The organism is Pseudomonas sp. WP18, from assembly GCF_036689585.1.
Lineage (GTDB): Bacteria > Pseudomonadota > Gammaproteobacteria > Pseudomonadales > Pseudomonadaceae > Aquipseudomonas > Aquipseudomonas chlororaphis_E.
The window spans coordinates 1,123,297-1,142,895 of sequence record NZ_CP144758.1 but is presented as its reverse complement, the minus strand read 5'-3'; the positions used below and the strand labels follow the sequence as shown (position 1 = coordinate 1,142,895).

Annotated in this window: 14 protein-coding genes and 1 pseudogene; 6 read left to right on the top strand and 9 right to left on the bottom strand. The window is 63.7% G+C overall.

What is annotated here, in order from left to right; genetic code table 11:
- Positions 1-251 precede the first annotated feature (251 nt).
- Positions 252-1,220, top strand: a complete 969-nt coding sequence (locus tag V5F23_RS04925) for a LysR family transcriptional regulator (protein ID WP_042731881.1) — start codon at positions 252-254, stop codon at positions 1,218-1,220.
- A gap of 26 nt (positions 1,221-1,246) precedes the next feature.
- Here the strand turns inward: V5F23_RS04925 and V5F23_RS04920 are convergent, their stop codons facing one another.
- Complete coding sequence (locus V5F23_RS04920; RefSeq protein ID WP_042731882.1) at positions 1,247-1,489, bottom strand: hypothetical protein; 243 nt, start codon at positions 1,487-1,489, stop codon at positions 1,247-1,249.
- 301 nt (positions 1,490-1,790) lie between these two features.
- On the opposite strand from V5F23_RS04920, the gene V5F23_RS04915 reads away from it, so the two are divergent.
- The 5 genes and pseudogenes from V5F23_RS04915 to V5F23_RS04895 all read left to right on the top strand — a co-directional run bounded on the left by V5F23_RS04915 (position 1,791) and on the right by V5F23_RS04895 (position 9,801).
- Positions 1,791-2,948, top strand: a complete 1,158-nt coding sequence (locus tag V5F23_RS04915; protein WP_042731883.1) for an efflux RND transporter periplasmic adaptor subunit — start codon at positions 1,791-1,793, stop codon at positions 2,946-2,948.
- Positions 2,945-6,043 carry a multidrug efflux RND transporter permease subunit gene (locus V5F23_RS04910; RefSeq protein ID WP_212803430.1) on the top strand — a complete coding sequence of 1,033 codons (3,099 nt, stop codon included), beginning with the start codon at positions 2,945-2,947 and terminating at the stop codon, positions 6,041-6,043. Before V5F23_RS04915 ends, V5F23_RS04910 begins: the two co-directional genes overlap by 4 nt.
- 9 nt (positions 6,044-6,052) lie before the next feature.
- Complete coding sequence (locus V5F23_RS04905; protein ID WP_047739496.1) at positions 6,053-6,727, top strand: heavy metal response regulator transcription factor; 675 nt, start codon at positions 6,053-6,055, stop codon at positions 6,725-6,727.
- Complete coding sequence (locus V5F23_RS04900) at positions 6,702-8,081, top strand: heavy metal sensor histidine kinase (protein ID WP_123578191.1); 1,380 nt, start codon at positions 6,702-6,704, stop codon at positions 8,079-8,081. Before V5F23_RS04905 ends, V5F23_RS04900 begins: the two co-directional genes overlap by 26 nt.
- A 237-nt stretch (positions 8,082-8,318) precedes the next feature.
- Positions 8,319-9,801, top strand: a pseudogene (locus V5F23_RS04895) (sensor domain-containing diguanylate cyclase).
- Positions 9,802-10,448: 647 nt separating this feature from the next.
- Here the strand turns inward: V5F23_RS04895 and lpxC are convergent.
- The 8 genes from lpxC to ftsW all read right to left on the bottom strand — a co-directional run bounded on the left by lpxC (position 10,449) and on the right by ftsW (position 19,598).
- Positions 10,449-11,360 carry a UDP-3-O-acyl-N-acetylglucosamine deacetylase gene (gene lpxC, locus V5F23_RS04890; protein WP_030139673.1) on the bottom strand — a complete coding sequence of 304 codons (912 nt, stop codon included), beginning with the start codon at positions 11,358-11,360 and terminating at the stop codon, positions 10,449-10,451.
- Between the two features lie 112 nt (positions 11,361-11,472).
- Positions 11,473-12,666 (bottom strand): cell division protein FtsZ, encoded by a 1,194-nt coding sequence (gene ftsZ, locus V5F23_RS04885; RefSeq protein WP_042729563.1) that lies wholly within the window; start codon positions 12,664-12,666, stop codon positions 11,473-11,475.
- A 100-nt stretch (positions 12,667-12,766) separates the two neighbouring features.
- The gene (ftsA, locus tag V5F23_RS04880; RefSeq protein WP_042729562.1) at positions 12,767-14,026 is read right to left on the bottom strand and encodes a cell division protein FtsA; all 1,260 of its coding nucleotides are present in this window, start codon (positions 14,024-14,026) and stop codon (positions 12,767-12,769) included.
- Positions 14,027-14,041: 15 nt separating this feature from the next.
- Positions 14,042-14,908 carry a cell division protein FtsQ/DivIB gene (locus V5F23_RS04875; RefSeq protein WP_042729561.1) on the bottom strand — a complete coding sequence of 289 codons (867 nt, stop codon included), beginning with the start codon at positions 14,906-14,908 and terminating at the stop codon, positions 14,042-14,044.
- A gap of 3 nt (positions 14,909-14,911) precedes the next feature.
- Positions 14,912-15,877, bottom strand: coding sequence for a D-alanine--D-alanine ligase (locus tag V5F23_RS04870; RefSeq protein ID WP_042729560.1), 966 nt, complete (start codon positions 15,875-15,877; stop codon positions 14,912-14,914).
- Positions 15,874-17,334, bottom strand: a complete 1,461-nt coding sequence (murC, locus tag V5F23_RS04865) for a UDP-N-acetylmuramate--L-alanine ligase (protein ID WP_042729559.1) — start codon at positions 17,332-17,334, stop codon at positions 15,874-15,876. The genes V5F23_RS04870 and murC overlap by 4 nt, the downstream gene beginning before the upstream one ends.
- Entirely contained in the window at positions 17,327-18,397 is a 1,071-nt protein-coding gene (gene murG, locus V5F23_RS04860) for an undecaprenyldiphospho-muramoylpentapeptide beta-N-acetylglucosaminyltransferase (RefSeq protein ID WP_042729558.1), read from the bottom strand. Before murG ends, murC begins: the two co-directional genes overlap by 8 nt.
- The gene (gene ftsW / locus V5F23_RS04855) at positions 18,387-19,598 is read right to left on the bottom strand and encodes a putative lipid II flippase FtsW (protein ID WP_172679751.1); all 1,212 of its coding nucleotides are present in this window, start codon (positions 19,596-19,598) and stop codon (positions 18,387-18,389) included. The genes murG and ftsW overlap by 11 nt, the downstream gene beginning before the upstream one ends.
- Between the last annotated feature and the right edge of the window lies 1 nt (position 19,599).

Sequence of the window (19,599 nt, the reverse complement as noted above, 5' to 3'; positions counted from 1 at the left end):
GCGTCACAGTCAGCTTCTTTACAAGCTGACACTCCGCTATCGCGAGCAAGCTCGCTCCCACAGCAAGCCCGGGCTCAAGACCTCGGTGTAAGGCGCTGCAACAGTGGAGGCAATTCTAGGTACGAGGCTCATCGGCGATAAGCCGACCTTTCTGCGAATCTTTGTTACCGTTAACGCGATAATCCCATCGTCGGGGTCCCGTAGCGCTGTAACTTCATGTCACAATTTGCTACCTCCCAAGAGAGCCCTCCATGGACACCTTGCAAAACATGCGCGCGTTCAGCTGTGTTGCCGAAGCTGGCAGTTTCACCGCTGCCGCCGCGCAACTGGACACCACCACGGCCAACGTTTCGCGCGCGGTTTCCAACCTCGAAGCCCACCTGCAAACCCGCTTGCTCAACCGCACCACCCGACGGATTGCCCTGACCGAGGCGGGTAAGCGCTACTTGCTGCGTTGCGAGCAGATCCTGGCGTATGTGGAAGAAGCCGAAGCCGAGGCCAGCGATGCCCACGCGCGCCCCGCCGGGCAGTTGAAGGTCCACACCATGACCGGTATCGGCCAGCATTTCGTGATCGACGCCATTGCCCGCTACCGCAAGACCCATCCGGACGTCACGTTCGACCTGACCCTGGCCAACCGGGTGCCGGACATCCTCGACGAGGGCTACGACGTGTCCATCGTGCTCGCCAGCGAATTACCGGATTCAGGCTTCGTCTCCCAGCGCCTGGGGATCACCTACAGCATCGTCTGCGCGTCCCCGGCCTACGTGAAGGCCAGCGGCTGCCCACAAAAGCCCAGCGACCTGCTCAACCACGCCTGCCTGAGGCTGGTCAGCCCGGTCATTCCGCTGGAAAAATGGGTGTTCGACGGCCCGGAAGGCCAGGAAATGGTCACCATCAACAGCTCACCGTTCCTGGTGAATTCTGCCGACGCGATGAAAACCGCGATCATCAGCGGCATGGGGATCGGGGTGTTGCCGGTGTACGCCGCCATCGAAGGCCTGCGTAACGGCACGCTGGTGCGGGTCATGCCCAACTACCGCTCCCAGGAACTGAACCTCTACGCTATCTACCCCTCACGCCAATACCTGGACGCAAAGATCAAGACCTGGGTCGAATACCTGCGCGGCTCGTTGCCGGAAATCCTGGCGGCGCACCAGGCCGAGCTCACGGCCTATGAATTGAGTGGCAGCCTGGCGGGCGCACGGGCGGTGAACTGAAACCGCCCGTGCTCAACAGAGGCGGCTCAGCGCTTGCCCATCGAGCGACGCGTGCCGGGAGGCGCGGCGCCCGGGGTCTTGGTGTGGCCGTTCTTCGCGCCGTTCTTGTACCACGGCTGTTGCGCGGCCCCTTTGGCCGCGGCCAACTCGCCGGGCTTGAACGGAAACTTGAAGGCCGGGATCACCGCCTTGTCGCGCTCGGCGCTGGGAACATCGCTGTCAGGCCGCTCGGCCTGGTCGTCGGCGAGCGACGGTGTCGGGGAAGTCATGTCAATGTGTTCACTTGAGGTGGGACATCAATCCGTGGCGAGGGAGCTTGCTCCCGCTGGGCTGCGCAGCAGCCCCACAATAGGTGCGTGTCGGGGCGGTTGAGCGAGCCACGAAAGCGCGCAGTATACCCGCCCGCCACGGCAATGCATCGGGCAGATTCGATCAGCGTCACCACTCGTCCGACAGCCCCTTGGGACGAAACTGACGCGCCTGTCAGTTAGGCGTCACCTTCCTGACCGCCTCGCAACGCTATATAAGAGCGGTAGAAATCCCACCGTCCTGAACCGGCTCTTCGCATCCATGCACATCCAGAAAAAAACCGTCCTGCTCGTTGCGTTCCTGGTCGCCCTGGCGGCCCTGGTCTTCTGGTTGCTCATGAAGCCCGTCACCGCCAAGCCTGCCGCGCCCGCCGCCATTCCGGTGCGGGTGGTCAGCGTGGTGCAAAAGGACGTGCCGCGCTTTGCCAGCGGCATCGGCACGGTGCTGTCGCTGCACAGCGTGGTCATTCGTCCGCAGATCGACGGCATCCTGACCCGCCTGCTGGTCAAGGAAGGGCAACGGGTGCAAAAAGGCGACCTGCTGGCGACCATCGACGACCGCTCGATCCGCGCCAGCCTCGACCAGGCCAGGGCCCAGCTCGGCGAGAGCCAGGCTCAACTGGCGGTGGCCCAGGTCAATCTCAAGCGCTACAAGCTGCTGAGCGTCGACGACGGCGTGTCGAAGCAGACCTACGACCAGCAACAGGCTTTAGTCAATCAGCTCAAGGCCACGGCCCAGGGCAACCAGGCGGCCATCGACGCGGCCACGGTGCAGTTGTCCTACACCCAGATCCGTTCCCCGGTGACCGGGCGCGTCGGCATCCGCAACGTCGACGAAGGCAACTTCCTGCGCACCAGCGACACCGAAGGCCTGTTCACGGTGACCCAGATCGACCCGATCGCGGTGGAGTTCTCCCTGCCCCAGCAAATGCTGCCCACCCTGCAACGCTTGATCGCCGCGCCCGACCAGGCCCTGGTCCAGGCGTTCATCGGCGCCGATGCCACGACCGGGGAACTGCTCGGCGAGGGTCGGCTGAGCCTGATCGACAACCAGATCAACGCCAACACTGGAACGCTGCGGGCCAAGGCTGAGTTCAGCAACGCCGCGCAACGGCTGTGGCCAGGGCAACTGGTGACCCTGAAGATCCAGACCACGGTCGACAAGGACGCCCTGGTGGTGCCGCCGACCGTGGTCCAGCGCGGGCTGGAGCAACACTTCGTGTACCGGGTCAAGGGCGATACGGTGGAGAGCGTGCCGGTGGTGATGGTCCATCAGGACAGCGACCTGAACATCATCAAGGGCGTGAACCCCGGCGACCAACTGGTCAGCGACGGCCAATCACGGCTCAAGCCCGGCAGCCACATCCAGGTGCTCAGTGACCCACCGGCCCTGGCCAAGTCCGCGGAGCCGCAACCATGAAGGGCCGCGGCTCGATTTCGACGTGGTGCATCAACCACCCGATCGCCACGGTGCTGCTGACATTCGCCCTGGTCCTGCTGGGGCTGATCGCGTTTCCCCGCTTGCCCGTCGCGCCGTTGCCGGAGGCGGAGTTCCCGACCATCCAGGTCAACGCCCAGCTACCCGGCGCCAGCCCGGAAACCATGGCGTCGTCGGTGGCGACACCGCTGGAGGTGCAATTCAGCGCCATCCCCGGCATCACCCAGATGACCTCCAGCAGCGCCTTGGGCTCGACCAACCTGATCCTGCAATTCAGCCTCGGCAAAAGCATCGACACCGCCGCCCAGGAAGTGCAGGCGGCCATCAACACCGCCGCCGGCAAACTGCCCAACGACATGCCGAACCTGCCGACCTGGCGCAAGGTCAACCCGGCCGACAGCCCCGTGCTGATCCTCAGCATCAGTTCCACCCTGATGCCCGGTACCGAGCTGAGCGACTACGTCGAAACGCTTCTTGCCCGTCAGATCAGCCAGATCGATGGCGTAGGGCAAGTCAACATCACCGGCCAGCAACGCCCGGCGATCCGGGTCCAGGCCTCGGCCGACCGGCTCGCCGCCATCGGCCTGACCCTGGCCGACATCCGCCTGTCGCTGCAACAGGCCAGCCTCAACCTGGCCAAGGGCGCCCTGTACGGTGAATCGAGCATTTCCACCCTGTCCACCAACGACCAGCTGTTCCAGCCCGAGGAATACCGTGAGCTGATCGTGTCCTACAAAAATGGCGCACCGGTGCACCTCAAGGACGTCGCCAAGGTCATCAGCGGCTCGGAAAACGCCTACGTCCAGGCCTGGTCCGACAACGAACCGGGGCTCAACCTGGTGATCTTCCGGCAGCCGGGGGCGAACATCGTCGAGACCGTCGACCGTATCCAGGCGGCCCTGCCGACCCTGCAAGCCATGTTGCCCGCCGCGATGCAGGTCAAGGTGCTGATCGACCGTACCCAGACCATCCGCGCCTCGCTGCACGAAGTGGAAATCACCCTGCTGATCACCGTGTTGCTGGTGGTGGCGGTCATGGCCCTGTTCCTGCGCCAGCTCTCGGCAACCCTGATTGTCTCGGCGGTGCTGGGGGTTTCGCTGACCGCCAGTTTCGCCCTGATGTACATCATGGGCTTCAGCCTGAACAACCTGACCCTGGTGGCGATCGTCATTTCGGTGGGCTTCGTGGTGGACGATGCGATCGTGGTGGTGGAGAACATTCACCGTCATCTTGAGGCCGGCGAAGGCATGCGCGAGGCGGCGATCAAGGGCGCCGGCGAGATCGGCTTCACGGTGGTGTCCATCAGCTTCTCGCTGATCGCCGCGTTCATCCCGCTGCTGTTCATGGGCGGCGTGGTCGGGCGGCTGTTCAAGGAATTTGCCCTGACGGCCACCTCCACCATCCTGATCTCGGTGGTGGTGTCGTTGACCCTGGCGCCGACCCTCGCCGCGCTTTTCATGCGCGCCCCGGTACATCATGCCCACGGCAAGCCGGGTTTCGGCGAACGCCTGCTAGCCCGGTACGAACGCGGATTGCGGCGGGCCCTGGCTCACCAGAAGCTGATGATCGGCGTGTTCGGCCTGACCCTGGCGCTGGCCGTGGGCGGCTACGTGTTCATTCCCAAGGGCTTCTTCCCGGTCCAGGACACCGGCCTGGTGCTGGGCACCAGCGAGGCCGCCGCCGACGTGTCGTTCCCGGACATGGTCGCCAAGCACAAGGCCCTGGCCGACATCGTCGCCGCCGACCCGGCCGTGGCAACCTTTTCCCACTCCGTCGGCGTTTCGGGCAACAACCAGACCATCGCCAACGGCCGCTTCTGGATCGCCCTCAAGCCTCGGGACCAGCGGGATGTCTCGGCCAGTGGCTTCATCGACCGGATTCGCCCCAAGCTGCTGAAGATCCCCGGCGTGGTCCTGTACCTGCGAGCCGGGCAAGACATCAACTTAAGCTCCGGCCCCAGCCGTGCCCAGTATCAATACGTGCTCAAGAGCAACGACGGGCCGAGCCTCACGGCCTGGACCCAGAAGCTCACCGACAAATTGCGTGGCAACCCGGCGTTCCGCGACATCTCCAATGACTTGCAACCAGGTGGCAGCATCACCCACATCAACATCGACCGCAGTGCCGCCGCGCGCTTCGGCCTCACCGCCAGCGACGTCGACCAGGCCTTGTACGACGCCTTCGGCCAGCGGCAGATCAACGAGTTCCAGACCGAGACCAACCAGTACAACGTCATCCTGGAACTCGACACCGCACAACGCGGCAAGGCCGAGAGCCTGGCGTACTTCTACCTGCGCTCGCCCCTGAGCGGCGAGATGGTGCCGCTCTCGGCCCTGGCCCGCTTCGACGCACCGAGCAGCGGCCCGTTGTCGATTGCCCACGACGGCATGTTCCCGGCCGCCAACCTCTCGTTCAACCTCGCACCGGGCGTGGCGTTAGGGGATGCGGTGTGGATGCTCGACCAGGCCAAGAACGAGATCGGCATGCCGGCCGCCATCACCGGTAACTTCCAGGGCGCGGCCCAGGCGTTCCAGAGCTCGCTGGCCAGCCAGCCGTGGCTGATCCTCGCCGCGCTGGTGGCGGTGTACATCATCCTCGGCGTGCTTTACGAGAGCTTCGTGCATCCGTTGACCATCATCTCCACCCTGCCCTCGGCGGGCCTCGGTGCGCTGATCATGCTCTGGCTGCTGGGCCAGGACTTTTCGATCATGGCCCTGATCGGCCTGGTCCTGCTGATCGGCATCGTCAAGAAAAACGGCATCCTGATGATCGACTTCGCCCTCGACGCCCAGCGCAACGGCGGGCTGCCCCCTCAGGAAGCGATCTTCCAGGCCTGCGTGACCCGCTTCCGGCCGATCATGATGACGACCCTGGCCGCCCTGCTCGGCGCCCTGCCGCTGATGCTCGGCTACGGCACTGGCGCGGAACTGCGCCAGCCATTGGGCATCGCCGTGGTGGGGGGCCTGCTGGTGAGCCAGGCGCTGACGCTGTTCACCACGCCGGTCATATACTTGTGGCTCGAGCGACTGTTCCATCGGCCCAAGCCAGCGCCGACGGCCCTGGCGACCACACACTGAGGCCGGCCCATGCGTGTCCTGATCATCGAAGACGAAGAAAAAACCGCCGACTACCTGCACCGCGGCTTGAGCGAACAGGGCTACACCGTGGACGTCGCGCCGGACGGCATAGAGGGCCTGCACCTGGCCCTGGAAACCGATTACGCGGTGATCGTGCTCGACGTGATGCTGCCGGGCCTGGACGGCTTCGGCGTGTTGCGGGCCTTGCGCGCCCGCAAGCAGACCCCGGTGATCATGCTGACCGCCCGGGAACGGGTCGAGGATCGCATCAAGGGGCTGCGCGACGGCGCCGATGACTACCTGGGCAAACCGTTCTCCTTCCTGGAACTGGTGGCCCGCCTGCAAGCCCTGACCCGCCGCAGCGGTGGCCACGAACCCGTGCAGGTGACCATCGCCGACCTGTGGATCGACCTGATCAGCCGCAAGGCGACACGGGCCGGGCAACGCCTGGACCTGACCGCCAAGGAGTTTTCCCTGCTCAGCGTCCTGGCCCGTCGCCAGGGCGAGATCCTGTCGAAAACCGCCATTGCCGAAATGGTCTGGGACATCAATTTCGACAGCGACGCCAACGTGGTCGAAGTGGCGATCAAGCGCCTGCGGGCCAAGCTCGACGGGCCGTTCGAGCAGAAGCTGCTGCACACGATCCGCGGCATGGGCTATGTGCTGGAGAGCCGCAGTGAGTAACAGCCTCGCCCTGCGCCTGAGCGGGATGTTCACGCTGGTGGCGGCGTTGGTGTTCCTGTTGATCGGCGGTGCGCTGTACCAGCAGGTTGCCAAGGGCCTGGGCCTGTTGCCGGAAGCCGAACTCGATGCGCGCTACAGCGTGCTCGAATCCACGGTGGGCCGCTACGGCACCCCCGAACACTGGGTGAAGATCAATAACAAGCTGCGGTTGCTGGGCGAAGAAGACAAACGCATCCATTTCTGGATCGTCAGCGGCGACCCACGCTTCGAGTACGGCAACCCGGATGCGCAGATCCGCGCCTTCGCCGAGGGGCCGCTGGGCAAGCGCGACTTGAAGCTGCCTCACCGGCCCTATCCGATGAAAGTGCTGGTCAGTCAGTTCCCGGCCAAGGACCAACGCCCACCGTTGCGCTTCATGATCGGCATCGACACCGAGACGTTCTACCAGACCCAGCACCGTCTGCTGGTGGCGCTGGTGAGCCTGGCCATCGTCGGCGTGCTGCTGGCATCCCTGCTGGGGTATTGGGTGGCGCGGATCGGCCTCAAGCCCTTGATCAAGTTGTCCGACGAAGCCCAGCGCCTGACGCCGCCACGGCTGTCCGGGCGCTTGCAACTGACGCCATTGCCGCCGGAACTGAGCCAGTTCGTCAGCTCCTTCAACGCCACCCTCGACCGGGTCGAACTGGCCTACTCGCGGCTCGAATCGTTCAACGCCGATGTCGCCCACGAACTGCGTTCCCCGCTGACCAACCTGATCGGCCAGACCCAGGTGGCGTTGACCCGCGGGCGCTCGGCCGAACATTACTTCGAAGTGCTGCAGTCAAACCTCGAAGAACTGGAACGGCTGCGCTCGATCATCAACGACATGCTGTTCCTCGCCAGCGCCGACCAGGGCAGCAAGGCCACCAAGCTGACCAGCACCTCCCTGGCCAGCGAAGTGGCGACCACCCTCGACTACCTGGACTTCATCCTGGAAGACGCCCAGGTCCAGGTTCGGGTCAGCGGCGACGCCCAGGCCAACATCGAGATCGCCCACCTGCGCCGGGCGCTGATCAACCTGCTGAGCAATGCCGTGCAGCACACCGCTGCCGGACAGGTCATCGACGTGCGCATCGAGGTCCAGGCCGACCAGATCACCCTGGCCGTCACCAACCCCGGCGAGCCGATTGCCGGTGAACACCTGCCGCGCCTGTTCGAACGCTTCTACCGGGTCGATGCCTCGCGCAGCAACAGCGGCGCCAACCACGGATTGGGGCTGGCGATCGTCAAGGCCATCGCCCTGATGCATGGCGGCGACGTGTTCGTGCACAGCGAGCGGGGGGCCAACACCTTCGGGATCCGCTTGCCCGCCTGACGTTCCACACGTCGCATCCCAACGGCCTTTTGCCCATTGAATGCTGGGCGAAAGGCAATTGAATCAGAATCAGGCGATCACGGCCTGCGACATCGGCGAACGGGCGATTGCGCAGAGATGGATTGCCCGCCTTCACCGATCCAAGCACAATCAGCAAAAGGCCAGCATGCAGCTCATTTGCCAGCCGTGTGCCCTTTGGGATGGATCCCCGCCACAGACAATGCAGACACTGTAACCATGAGCACGAGCAGTGCGACACCCGGCAATACCCTGTTTTCGATACGCTCGGAACGGGCACTCGTTTTCGCCAGCTCGCTGGTGGTCACGGCCATCCTGAGCATCGTGACGTTCCTGCTGATTCGCGAACATACCAGCGCACAACTGGCCGCTACCCGCGCGGCCACCAACATCGTGCAACTGATCGACGCCGACGTGCTGCGCAACGTCGAGCTCTATGACCTGTCGCTACAAGGACTGATCAGCACGGCCAAGCGCAGTGACCTCATCGGGGTGTCGCCGGCGATTCGTCACCTGGCCCTGTTCGACCGCGCCACCGCCGCGCCCTACAAGGGCGACATACTGCTGCTCGACAAGCGCGGTGACGTGATCGCCGACTCCGCGTCGGTCATCCCGCGCCAGGGCAATTACGCCGACCGGGAATATTTTCGCGTGCACCTCGACGACCCGAGCCTGGGCATGATGATCAGCCGTCCGTTTCGCTCCAGGAGTGTCGCCCAGGACTGGCGCATCAGCTTCAGCTATCGATTGAACGATGAACAGGGTGAGTTCATGGGCGTGGCCGAGGCCGGGATGCGCTTGAACTACTTCAGCCAGTTGTTCAAGAGCCTGAACATTGGCCACGGCGGCACGGTGAACCTGATCAGCCGCGACGGGATCCTGCTGGCACAGGAGCCGCCCCTGGCCGACGACTTGATCGGCAAGGACTTCAGCAACCGACCGAACTTCGTGCGCATCCTGAAGGAAGGCAATGGCAGTTTTACCAGCGTGTCCAGCGTCGACCAGAGCACGCGCCTGTACACCTTTTCCCAGGTGGGCAACCTGCCGTTGATTGTCGTGGTGGCGTTGTCGTCCCAGGAAGTGTTCGCCTCGTGGAAACGCACGGCGTTGATGGTCAGCGGCGCGACCGGCGCGCTGTGCATCGCCTTGCTCTGGCTCACCTGGCTGCTACGTCGCGAATTGCGCCGCCGCCATCGGGCCGAGCGGAACCTGGCACAACTGGCGTCGATCGACGCCCTGACCGGCCTGGCCAACCGCCGGACCCTGGATGTGAAACTGCATCAGGAGTGGCTGCGTTCCCAGCGCTCGGGGCAACCGCTGTCGGTCATGATGATCGATGCCGACCACTTCAAGGCCTAGCCACCAAGGCGGGGACGAAGCCCTGCGAAGCCTCGCCCAGCTCATCGACGAACACGTCCGTCGCCCCGCCGACCTCGCCGCGCGCTATGGGGGTGAAGAGTTCGCGGTGGTGGTTCCGGAAACCACCACCGCCGGCGCCTTCACCATGGCCCAGAATATCCGCCAGGCCGTGGAACAACTGCCGCCTCCCGTCCCGGGAGAAGCCCCGATGACCGTCAGCATCGGCATCGCCACCTGGGCCAAAGGACCGTACAGCGACCTCGAACAACTCCTGGTCGCCGCCGACAAGGCGCTGTACCAAGCCAAGGCCAGCGGCCGCAACCGCGTCGTGTGCGCCATGTAATCCCCGCCCTCTCTACATCTGGACAAGCGTGGCCAGGGAGCTTGCTCCCGCTGGACTGCGCAGCAGGCCCATAAAGGATCAATGCGATATACCTGATACACCCAGGCGCCTGCTCCAGGGGCCGCTTCGCAGCCCAGCGGGGATAAATCCCCTCGCCACAAAAGCGCTCGCCACAGTCCCTCACTTGCATAATGGGCAACCACACAACCGTGGCGAGGGAGCTTGCTCCCGTTGGACTGCGCAGCAGGCCCAAAAAGATCAATGCGGTGAGCCTGATACACCCAGGTGCCAGTTCCAGGGGGGCCGCTTCGCAGCCCATCGGGGATAAATCCCCTCGCCACAAAAGCGCTCGCCACAGTCCCTCACTTGCATAATGGGCAACCACACAACCGTGGCGAGGGAGCTTGCTCCCGCTGGACTGCGCAGCAGGCCCAAAAAAGATCAATGCGAGATGCCTGATACACCCAGGCGCCTGCTCCAGAGAGGGCCGCTTCGCAGCCCAGCGGGAGCAAGCTCCCTCGCCACGGAAAGTGGCTCACACTGAACCTCTGTGCGATGGGGTTTATCCGAAACGGTCCCTTGATAAACAACCGGCATAAAAAAAGGCCACCCTAAGGCAGCCTTTAAAAACTAGAGAGGTTTTTTGCTTACACGGCCGCGACAGGGCGCATGTAAGAGATTGGTGCGGTGCTGGCGTCTTCGAACGTCACGACTTCCCAAGCATCTTTCTGCTCAATCAACTTGCGCAGCAGCTGGTTGTTCAGTGCGTGGCCGGACTTGAAGCCCTTGAACTCACCAATCAGGCTATTGCCCAGCAGGTAGAGGTCGCCGATTGCATCGAGGATCTTGTGTTTGACGAACTCGTCTTCATAACGAAGGCCGTCTTCGTTCAACACGCCATCGGAATCGACCACGATCGCGTTTTCCACGCTGCCGCCGAGTGCGAGGTTGTGCTTGCGCAGGTACTCGATGTCACTCATGAAGCCAAAGGTACGGGCGCGGCTGACTTCTTTTACGAACGAAGTGCTGGAAAAGTCCACGCTTGCACTCTGGGTGCGGTCCCGGAAAACCGGGTGATCGAAATCGATCTCGAAGCTCACCTTGAAACCTTCGAAAGGAACGAAAGTGGCGCGCTTGTCGCCATCTTCCACGGTCACTTCCCGCAGGATGCGGATGAACTTCTTGGCCGCGTCCTGTTCTTCCAGGCCAGCCGATTGAATCAGGAATACGAAGGGTCCGGCACTGCCATCCATGATCGGGACTTCGGACGCGGAGAGCTCGACGTAGGCGTTATCGATGCCCAGGCCAGCCATGGCCGAGAGCAAATGCTCCACCGTATCCACTTTGGTGTCACCGTTGACCAAGGTGGTCGACATGGTGGTTTCACCAACGTTTTCCGCGCGAGCAGGAATCTGCACCACAGGGTCGAGGTCGGCACGACAAAACACGATGCCGGTATCGACAGGCGCGGGCTTGAGGGTCAGGTAGACCTTCTCGCCCGAGTGCAGACCGACACCTGTGGCACGGATAATATTCTTCAGGGTGCGTTGTTTAATCATGGCATGGGCCGCTTCAGCGCAAATTGCGAACTGGTATCAACAAAGGCTGGCGATGATAGCAGACCAGACCTTTGCTGAACACCAATCACCCGTATCCCCCTGATACATTTCATCAATCGGCCTGACGACGCAGGAATGCCGGGATGTCCAGGTAATCCAGATCGTCTTGCGGATTCATCTTCGCGGCAGTCGCAGCACCGGCCTGGGCCTGGTTGCGCATGACGGTCGGACGGTCCAGGTCACGGTAGTTCACCGCAGGCTGTTCCTGACGAACGGGGGCCTGTTGCTGTGGCTGGGAGGCCATGGCGGTCTGTACGGTGTTGTCGATCACCTTCATCGGCTTCTCGATTTTCGCGCCCAGGCCGGTGGCAACCACGGTCACGTGCAGCTCGTCGCGCATGTCGGGGTCGATCACGGTGCCGACCTTGACCATGGCGTGGTCGGAGGCGAAGGCTTCGATGATGCTACCCACGTCGGAGTACTCGCCCAGGGACAGGTCGGGACCTGCGGTGATGTTCACCAGGATGCCGCGAGCGCCCTGCAGGTTGACGTCTTCGAGCAACGGGTTGCGGATGGCCGCTTCGGTCGCTTCGCGCGCACGGTTCGGACCGCTGGCGCAGCCAGTGCCCATCATCGCCATGCCCATTTCGGACATCACGGTGCGCACGTCGGCGAAGTCGACGTTGATCATGCCCGGACGCTTGATGATGTCGGAGATACCGCGAACGGCACCGGCCAGTACGTCATCGGCCTTGGCGAAAGCCGACAGCAGGCTGGCGTCCTTACCCAGGATGGTCAGCAGCTTCTCGTTGGGGATGGTGATCAACGAGTCGACACTTTCGCTCAGCGCGCGGATGCCTTCATCGGCGATCTGCATGCGCTTGCGGCCTTCGAACGGGAACGGACGGGTCACCACGGCAACGGTGAGGATACCCATCTCCTTGGCCACTTCGGCAATGATCGGCGCTGCACCGGTACCGGTACCGCCGCCCATGCCCGTGGTGATGAACACCATATTGGTGCCAGCCAGGACTTCAGCGATGCGCTCGCGGTCTTCCAGGGCAGCCTGACGGCCAACCTCGGGATTCGCGCCAGCACCCAGGCCCTTGGTCACGCCGGTACCCAGTTGCAGGATGGTCCGCGCGCCGATGTTTTTCAGCGCTTGAGCATCGGTGTTGGCGCAGATGAACTCGACGCCCTCGATGTTGCTCTTGACCATGTGGTTGACAGCGTTGCCGCCGCCACCGCCGACACCGATTACCTTGATAACCGGGCTAGCGGGGATGTTGTCTACGAGTTCGAACATTTTCCCTCTCCTTTCATTCTCTAGTTTTTTCGCCTACTGCGTTTGCTGCCGTCTTCCGGCGCCAAGCCTGAAACTCGTCGCCTGAAGCTTGAAACCTGTATCAGAAATTGCCTTTGACCCAAGCCTGCAACCGCTCCAGCAGCGGCGCCTTGGCCTCTTCGCTGTTGTAGCTGTCGCGGCTGCCGATGCCTGAGAACGAGATGCCGTCGGACTGCTTCTGCAGGCCGTACATCAACAGACCCACGCCGGTGGAATAGATCGGGTTGCGCACCACGTCATCCAGGCCCTTGACGCCATGGGGCACGCCCAGGCGCACCGGCATGTGGAAAATTTCCTCGGCCAGCTCGACCGCGCCTTCCATCTTCGAGGTGCCGCCGGTCAGCACGATGCCGGCCGGGATCAGGTCCTCGTAGCCGCTGCGACGCAGTTCGGCCTGGATCAGGGTGAACAGTTCGTCGTAACGCGGCTCGACCACTTCGGCCAGGGCCTGGCGGGACAGCTCGCGCGGCGGACGGTCGCCGACGCTTGGCACCTTGATGGTTTCACCGGCGCCGGCCAGTTTCGCCAGGGCGCAGGCGTAGCGAATCTTGATTTCCTCGGCGTACTGGGTCGGAGTGCGCAACGCCATGGCGATGTCGTTGGTCACCTGGTCGCCGGCAATCGGGATCACGGCGGTGTGGCGGATGGCGCCTTCGGTGAAGATCGCGATGTCGGTAGTGCCGCCGCCGATGTCCACCAGGCACACGCCCAGCTCTTTCTCGTCGTCGGTCAGCACCGAGTAGGCCGAGGCCAGTTGTTCGAGGATGATGTCGTCGATTTCCAGGCCGCAGCGGCGCACGCACTTCTCGATGTTCTGCGCGGCGTTCACGGCGCAAGTGACCACGTGGACCTTGGCTTCCAGGCGCACGCCGGACATGCCCAGGGGCTCGCGGACGCCTTCCTGGTTGTCGATCACGTAGTCCTGCGGCAGGGTGTGCAGCACCCGCTGGTCGGCCGGGATCGCCACGGCCTGGGCCGCATCGAGCACGCGCTCAAGGTCCGCGGAGCTGACTTCGCGATCACGAATCGCGACGATGCCGTGGGAGTTCAGGCTGCGGATGTGATTGCCCGCCACGCCGACGAACGCCGAGTGGATCCGGCAACCGGCCATCAGCTGCGCTTCTTCGATGGCGCGCTGGATCGATTGCACGGTGGACTCGATGTTCACCACCACGCCTTTCTTCAAGCCACGGGACGGATGGGTACCGATCCCGACGATGACCAGCGTGCCGTCGTCCGCGACCTCGCCTACCAGCGCTACCACCTTGGAAGTGCCGATATCCAGACCGACGATCATTTTTCCGCTTTGCACGTTTGCCATGGGTCCTGCCTCTTCTTAATTCTTCGCGACGGCGGGTTCGGCCGTCGTCGGCGCTACAGGTTCCCGCCAGCCAACAGCCAGGCCGTTGGCGTAGCGCAGATCGATGCGCGCAATGTTCGTAATCTGTTCTTTGAGCGTCTTGTCATAGATGGCAATGAAGCGGCGCATCTTTTCCACCAGGTTGCCGCGACCGAGCAGCAGCTCGATGCCCGGCCCCGAGCTGCCCGCGCCAGTGGTCAGGAACCAACTGCCGCGCTCACGCAACTCCAGGCGCGCGATGGAGAAGCCCAAGGGCCGCAACATCTGGCTCAACACCTGGTACTGCTGCATCACTTGCTGTTGGGCCCGCTGTGGACCGAACAGTTGTGGCAAATGTTCATAATTGGCCAGTTCCCGAGGCGTGAACGCCTGGCCCTGGTTGTTCAACAGCGACTCGTCGCCCCAACGGGCCACCGGAAGCTGCTCTTCCAGGCGGATCGACACCTGGTCGGGCCACACGCGCCGGACCTCGGCATGGGCGATCCAGGGCATCTGCTCCAGTTCCGTGCGCATGCCCGCCAGGTCGATGGTGAAGAAGCTCGACGCCACGAATGGCGCGATCCGCTGCTGCACCGCCTGCTGGCTGATGTAACTCAGGTCGCCCTGCACGTTGATCCGGGCGATCGGCCGGTCGGCATAAGGCAGCAGCCGCTGGGCCCCTTCGTACGTACCGAACCCCAACGCCACCAGCAGTACCGGCCAGAACAGGCTCTTGAGAAAACCAAAGTTGGCTTTCGGCAAGCGCGCCGACATCGGCTCCTTGGCCACCATTCGGCTGGCACCCCGCGGCACCGGTTTGCGACCGGGTGCGGATGGCTGATGACGAAGCGATGCGCCTTGCATGGCTTAACCTCTTGGCTCTTGCGGGCCGACACTGGCCGCCAGGATCGACAGCACCAGTTGCTGGAAATCCAGGCCGGCGGCACGCGCCGCCATCGGCACCAGGCTGTGATCGGTCATGCCGGGGGCGGTGTTGACTTCCAGGAACCAGAATTGCCCATTGGCGTCCTGCATCACGTCCGCCCGGCCCCAACCGGCGATACCCAGCGCCTCACAGGCCTTGGCCGTGAGGTCCATCAGTTCTTTTTCCTTGGCGCTGTCCAGTCCGCAGGGAATGCGGTACTGGGTATCGTTGGCGACGTACTTGGCGTCGTAGTCGTAGAACGTGTGCGGCGTGCCCAGCGCAATTGGCGGCAACACCTGGTCACGCAGGGTGGCGATGGTGAACTCGGGACCGGCGATCCACTGCTCGACCAACACTTGCGAATCGTAGGCGCTGGCGTCTTTCCATGCCGTGGTCAACTCAGGCAGCGAATTCACTTTCGCCATGCCGATACTTGAACCTTCATGAGCCGGTTTGACGATCAGCGGGAAGCCCAGTTCCGTGGCCGCAGAAATACAATCGGCCTCGCTCGCCAGCACCGCGTGACGTGGCGTCGGAATGCCGAGGCTGTGCCAGACCTGCTTGGTGCGCAGTTTGTCCATCGCCAGGGCCGAAGCCAGGATGCCGCTGCCGGTGTAGGGGATGCCCAGGCACTCGAGCAGGCCTTGCATGCTGCCGTCTTCACCGCCGCGACCGTGGAGAATGATGAACGCGCGGTCGATCTTTTCGCTCAGCAGGCGTTGCAGAAAGTCATCGCCCACGTCGATGCCGAACGCGTCGACACCGCCGCTTTGCAGGGCTTGCAGCACGGCGTTGCCAGATTTGAGGGATACCTCGCGCTCGGCGCTCTTGCCACCGAACAGCACGGCAACGCGGCCGAAGGCTTTCGGGTCGAGGGTCGAGACCAGGTTGGCGTAGGCAGCAGTCATTTCAGTTTCCCCTCGCTGGAGGCCACGATGGCACCGGCGAATAACGGACTTTTCAACAGTTTCGGGGCCAGCCCGCCGATGTCACCGGCGCCCTGGCACAGCAGGATGTCGCCGGCACGCAGCAGCGGCTTGACCAGCGGCGCGAGGTCCACGCCACGCTCGATGTAGATCGGGTCCAGTTGGCCGCGCTGGCGGATGCTGTGGCACAGCTGGCGGCTGTCGGCACCGGGGATCGGCTCTTCGCCGGCCGGATAGACTTCCATCAACAGCAGCACGTTGGCGTCGGTCAGCACCTGGACGAAATCGTCGTACAGGTCCCGCGTACGGCTGTAGCGGTGCGGCTGATAGACCATCACCAGGCGCCGCTCCGGCCAACCACCGCGCACGGCCTTGATCACCGCCGCGACTTCGGTTGGGTGATGGCCGTAGTCGTCCACCAGCATCACGTTGCCGCCGTCCACCGGCAGCTCGCCGTAGACCTGGAAGCGCCGGCCCACGCCCTGGAACCCGGACAGGCCCTGGACGATGGCTTCATCGCTGACGCCTTCATCGGTGGCAATGCAAATGGTGGCCAGCGAGTTGAGCACGTTGTGGTTGCCCGGCATGTTCACCGACACGTCCAGCGGCTCACGGTCGGGGCGCAGCACGGTGAAGAAGGTCTGCATGCCTTGCTGGCGCACGTTGATGGCACGTACGTCGGCTTCTTCGCTGAATCCGTAGGTGACGGTCGGACGCTTGATCAACGGCAGGATCTCGCGCACCACCGGATCGTCCAGGCACACCACCGCCAACCCATAAAACGGCAGGTTGTGCAGGAATTCGACGAAGGTTTTCTTCAACTTGTTGAAGTCGCCGTCGTAGGTCGCCATGTGGTCGGCGTCAATGTTGGTGACCACGGCCACCAGCGGTTGCAGATGCAGGAAGCTGGCATCGCTTTCATCGGCTTCGGCGATCAGGTAGCGGCTGGTGCCCAGCTGGGCATTGGTGCCCGCGGCATTGAGGCGACCACCGATCACGAAGGTCGGGTCCAGGCCACCGGCGGCGAACACCGAGGCGATCAGGCTGGTGGTGGTGGTCTTGCCGTGGGTCCCGGCGACGGCGATGCCGTGGCGGTAGCGCATCAGCTCGGCCAGCATCTCGGCACGCGGCACCACAGGGATGCGTCGTTCCAGGGCGGTGGCGACTTCCGGGTTGGACGTGTTCACGGCGCTGGACACCACCAGCACGTCGGCATTGGCGGCGTTCTCGGCGCGGTGGCCGATGAAAATCTGGGCGCCGAAGGTTTCCAGGCGCTCGGTGACCGGGGACGCCTTCAGGTCGGAACCCGAGACCTGGTAGCCCAGGTTCAGCAACACCTCGGCAATCCCGCACATGCCCACGCCGCCGATACCGACGAAGTGGATACGGCGGATGCGGCGCATTTCCGGCTGCGGCATGGCTTTGCGATTCTCAACCATGGGCCACCTCCAGGCAGGTGTCGACCACTTGGGCCGTAGCATCGGGTTTGGCCAGGCGGCGCGCGGCGCGGGCCATGTCTTCAAGTCGTTGCGGCTGCATCAAAACCTCTGTCAGGCGGGCGGCAAGATCCGCGGCGCCAGTCGTTCTTTGCGGCATCAGGAAGGCAGCGCCTTCACGGGCCAAATAATCGGCATTGCGGGTCTGGTGGTCGTCGATGGCGTGGGGCAAAGGCACCAGCATCGAGGGCAGACCGGCGGCAGCCAGTTCGCTGATGGTCAACGCGCCTGCGCGGCAGATCACCAGGTCGGCCCAGCCATAGGCTTGGGCCATGTCTTTGATGAACGGCTGCACCTGCGCCTCGACGCCAGCGGCGCGATAGCGCTCGGCAGTCACTTCATCGTGGTTTTTGCCGGCCTGGTGAAACACTTCCGGGCGCAGGTCGGGGGCGACCTGCGAGAGGGCTTCGGGCAGCAGTTTGTTCAACGGCTCTGCCCCCAGGCTTCCGCCCAGGACCAGCAAGCGCGCCTTGCGTCCAGCCAGGGCTGGGCGCGGTGTATCGAGAAACAGCTCGGTACGCACCGGATTACCGGTGGTGCGGCGGCTGCCCGACAGGGTAAAGGTGTCGGGAAACGCTTCACAGACCCGGGCGGCCAACGGCACCAGTAACCGATTGGCGGTACCGGCCACGGCGTTCTGCTCGTGAACGATCACCGGCACGCCGGCCAGTTTGGCCGCGAGGCCACCCGGGCCGGTCACATAACCGCCAAACCCGACCACGCAGACCGGCCGCAACCGACGGATGATCGCCCGCGCCTGCCAGACCGACTTGAGCAGCATCAGCGGTGCCTTGAGCAGCGACAGCTTGCCCTTGCCCCGCAGACCGCTGGCGTTGATCCGGTGCAGCTCCAGGCCGGCGCCAGGCACCAGCTCGTTTTCGATACCCCGCGGCGTACCCAGCCAGTGCACGGTGTAGCCGCGCGCTTGGAACTCCCGGGCACAGGCCAGCGCCGGGAAGACATGCCCGCCGGTTCCGCCGGCCATGATCAGCACGTTAGCGCCCATGAGTCGGCTCCTCGGCGAAGTCGCTCTCGTGGAATTCCATCTCTTCGCTGCCCAGGTGGGTTCGACTTTCCCATTCGATGCGCAGCAACAAGCCGAGGCAGGCACAGCAGATCACCAGGGAGCTGCCGCCATAACTGAGGAACGGCAGCGTCAGACCCTTGGTCGGCAGCAGGCCGACGTTCACGCCGATGTTGATCAGGAACTGGCCGATCCACAGGAAAGACAGCCCATACGCCACGTAGGCGGCAAAAAACTGCTTGGCTTTCTCGGCCCACAAGCCGATGTACATGCCGCGCACGCAAACGAACACGAACAGCGCCACGGTGCACAGCGAACCCACCACACCCAGCTCTTCGGCCAGCACCGAGAACACGAAGTCGGTGTGGGCTTCCGGCAGGTAGAACTGCTTCTGCACGCTGTTGCCCAGGCCCACGCCCAGCCATTCGCCACGCCCGAAGGCAATCAGTGCCTGGGTCAACTGGTAGCCGGAACCGAACTGGTCGGCCCACGGATCGGTGAAGGTAATCAGTCGCGCCATCCGATAGGGCTGCGCCTGCACCAGCACGGTCACGGCCGCCACCGCCAGCGCCACCATCAGGATGAAGCGGAACAGCCCGACGCCACCGAGGAACAGCATCGCCGCGGCCGCGCCCATCATCACCACCGTGGCGCCGAAGTCCGGCTCCATCAGCAGCAGGCCAGCCATCGGCAACAACACGATGAACGGCTTGAAGAAACCCATCCAGCTTTCGCGCACTTCTTTCTGGCGCCGCACCAGGTAACCGGCCAGGAAGATCACCACGAAGACCTTGGCGATTTCCGAGGGCTGTACGTTGAAGAAGCTGAAGCCGATCCAGCGCATCGAACCGTTGACCTCGCGGCCGATGCCCGGCACCAGCACCATCACCAACAGGCCGAAGGCGCCGAGCAGCATCATCCAGCCCAGGCGCTGCCACGTGGCGATCGGCACCATCATGGTGACCACGCAGGCACCGAGGCCGATCACCAGGTAAATCAGGTGGCGGATCATGTGATAGAGCGTGTTGCCCGATTGCACCGCGGCCACTTCCGAGGACGCCGAGGTGATCATCACCAGGCCCAGGCCCAGCAGGGCCAGGCAACCGGCGAGCATCGGGAAATCCAGGTCGATGCCACGCCCGGTGATCAGCGGCGACGGGTATGGCTTGATGACATTCATCAGG